The sequence below is a fragment of the Nostoc flagelliforme FACHB-838 genome (genome assembly GCF_014698065.1).
Taxonomy (GTDB): Bacteria; Cyanobacteriota; Cyanobacteriia; order Cyanobacteriales; family Nostocaceae; genus Nostoc; species Nostoc flagelliforme_B.
Window position 1 is genome coordinate 1 of sequence record NZ_JACJSI010000584.1, and the last position, 2,875, is coordinate 2,875.

General features: G+C 38.4%; 2 protein-coding genes and 1 pseudogene. 1 reads left to right on the forward strand and 2 read right to left on the reverse strand.

The window, feature by feature from the left end:
* Positions 1-238: 238 nt before the first annotated feature.
* On the reverse strand, positions 239-745 hold the full coding sequence (locus H6G97_RS49160) for a hypothetical protein (protein WP_190947527.1): 507 nt from the start codon (positions 743-745) through the stop codon (positions 239-241).
* Between the two features lie 343 nt (positions 746-1,088).
* Here H6G97_RS49160 and H6G97_RS49165 point away from each other — a divergent pair, with 343 nt between their 5' ends.
* Positions 1,089-1,466, forward strand: coding sequence for a VOC family protein (locus H6G97_RS49165; RefSeq protein WP_190947528.1), 378 nt, complete (start codon positions 1,089-1,091; stop codon positions 1,464-1,466).
* A 157-nt stretch (positions 1,467-1,623) separates the two neighbouring features.
* On the opposite strand, the pseudogene H6G97_RS56435 reads toward H6G97_RS49165, so the two are convergent.
* A pseudogene (locus tag H6G97_RS56435) lies at positions 1,624-2,633 on the reverse strand (lysophospholipid acyltransferase family protein).
* Between the last annotated feature and the right edge of the window lie 242 nt (positions 2,634-2,875).

Sequence of the window (2,875 nt, forward strand, 5' to 3'; positions counted from 1 at the left end):
TTTTTGAGAATAATTCATTTATTTTATTTATCATTTAATCAATTTTTACAATTATCTATGTCATTTTGAAATCTCTCTTAGTTTTGATTAGTAAATAAGATGCGTTTTCCCTACACATTCTCACTTACCAGCAACTCAAGTTCCTACGGGAGCAAACACAGCATCATTCTCAGCTTGAACATTTAATCAGCCAAGGCGTGATTAAGTTGACTGGTTAATAGTCGCCAGCACAAAAATCCTAACTCGCTACATCTAATTCCACTGTTGCTGGCTGTTGTTGCTCTTTGACAGCACCCAGTGACTCAATAAAAGCGTCGATTGCCTTGGCTGCTGACTGCTTACCTGTTTTCAATTGGGAAAGGATATTCTCGCGTATTGCTGAATAATCTGGTATGACTTGCTGCTCAACAGAAATAGCCTCTTGTGTAGATAAGGCAACTCCACCATTACGCTCATCTATTAAACTCTTAATCTGAGCGATCGCATCTGCTATCTCTTGCTTAATCACCTGTTTTATCTCTTCCCCATCAGGTGTTGACGCAGCTAAAGCATTTACTTCCTGCTTAACTATTTCCTTAATCTCATCACCATTAGATAACGCCAGTCCAGCTAATGATAGACCCAGGATTCCCTGAAGCAATCTTGTCGCTGTGTGATTTAATGACTCATTCTCGAAAATCTGCATTGCCGATAAAGCTTTGACTTCTGCATCAGTTAACCCAATAGAAATTGTCACCTTAGCCATACTTTTGATACCTGTAAATATTAATCTCGTGCATTACTAGTTCTGGGTTATACCGTTTGCATACAGTACTTTGATTGCTGATTATAAATGCTGTATAAACAACTTATCAACGACCCAATTATTAAACTTTGCCCTGTGAGCAATTTTTACCCTTGATTCTTTAATCTAGCTTCAAATCAATCAAGTTGCCATTACTTCAATTCTAACCCACGTTTCACCTGCTTTTATATGAACAGCAGAGCTACAACTGGCAAACTCCGACATTTAAGAAGCTGTATGAAGTTATACGCTAAAAAGCTTATAATAGCTATATTACGAAACTTCTGGATTAGCACAGTAGAATATGACATTGAAAAATACTTTTGGTGAATATAGTTTCGTCACTAAACTAGACGTTACTAATCTTGAAGCTAGTGCCGAGTGGTACAAGTCCAAGCTTGGGTTAGTTCCTCAAGAAAAATATGACACACCTAGCTGGAGACAGTTTAGTTTTCCTGATATTCCACGCTTTGCAATCGGATTGAACTTGAGTAACTCAGTTGAACCAGGTAATACCGTTAATACCTTTGTTGTCAATGATATAGCTACTGCTCGTCAAAGCTTGACTGAAAAAGGAGTCTCAGTTGGGCCAATTACAGATGTCGGTCATGGAGTGCAATTATCCACCTTCAAGGATATTGACGGAAATTTGTTAGGGCTTCGGCAAAATCCGCAGTCTTAACCTGGATTTGCAGCTAAATCGGGGAATTAGCAGCGATAGGATTGCTATATCACTGATGTAACTGTTGTTAAAGCTTGTTTTTATACAGTTTCCATAAATAAGGTTTTTCCAAATTGTTTACATATTTTTCTCCGAGTTTTTTGAAAATATTTTGATTTTATGGAGATTTTTGAGTATCTCTAACTAATTGATTTAGCTCTTCTTGCATTTGGTTATAAACTAATTCATAACAATCATTCACATAATTACGATCCTTAGCTGCATCTTGACCATATCTTTCAAAAGTAATTGGACGACATACACGAGTATGAATCTGCACAGGTAGAGGAATATTAGGTAGAGGCCCAATAGACAAGCCCCAAGGTAAACCTAAATAAATTGGGAAAATTCCTGGGTCTATTTGATAAAGCCACGGCAATCCCAACTGATGTAGTTGTTTGACTAAATCATAGCAATCACATAAAACAATTAACGTACCATGAGCGCCTACAGAAATCACTGGAATAATTGGAACTTCTTCTTTTAAAGCCAGCTTGACAAAGCCCTTATTCTCAGCAAAATTAATTTTATAGCGTTGGCTGTGAGGACGAAACATATCATATTGTCCTCCCGGATATACCAGAACGCTAGCCCAATACGGTTCGGATAAGCAGGGGAAGCAGGGGAGGCAAGAGGGTATATGTTCAGCCATTCTTTTCTCCCCCTGCTTCTCTTCTCCCCCTGCTCCCTCTGCCTGCCTCAACCAAGAAATTCCTTAACCGAACGGTATTGAACGCTAGCCCCCATCTCAAAAGCTGCACTGGCCATCTTTGGATGTGCAACAATCGCTCCAACTTTCTGAGCTAATTGGGCTATCTCTGGACTCACTTTCCAAATAGAAGGGTGCATTAGATCATACACCAAACGCTCTGTTCCAAATCTAGAAAACCAATCATACATCATCATTACTAAATCTGGAGAAGCCATTCCGCCATTATGGGAACCAACCAGTAACACTTTTCCTTCTGTTGGTATGTGATGCCATCCATCAGTTTTCACTTGAAAATAGTAACGGTAAAACCATGACCATACAGGCATCAGTAATTCAATCAAATTAACATCTCGCTGTGTTAAAGACCATTGAATTTTCTTCGATAATTCTGCTCTTAAGGAGTTGTCAGTCCTAATATAATTTTTCTCTACCTGTTTTTGTAACTCCATAAATTTCGCTTCCCTGAATGTCTGACGATTGCTGTAACTGTTTATCAATATTTTTTAGTGATGCAGAGGTACAGTTCTACATACTCGCTCTACCTACCAGCCAAAACTCTGTTTGCCTGTTGTTAGCCACCATCCCTTGATAAATTTAGCTCGCCATAAACGTTGATACTAAATGTAAATTCGATATCAATGTAGTTTTTGGTATATCC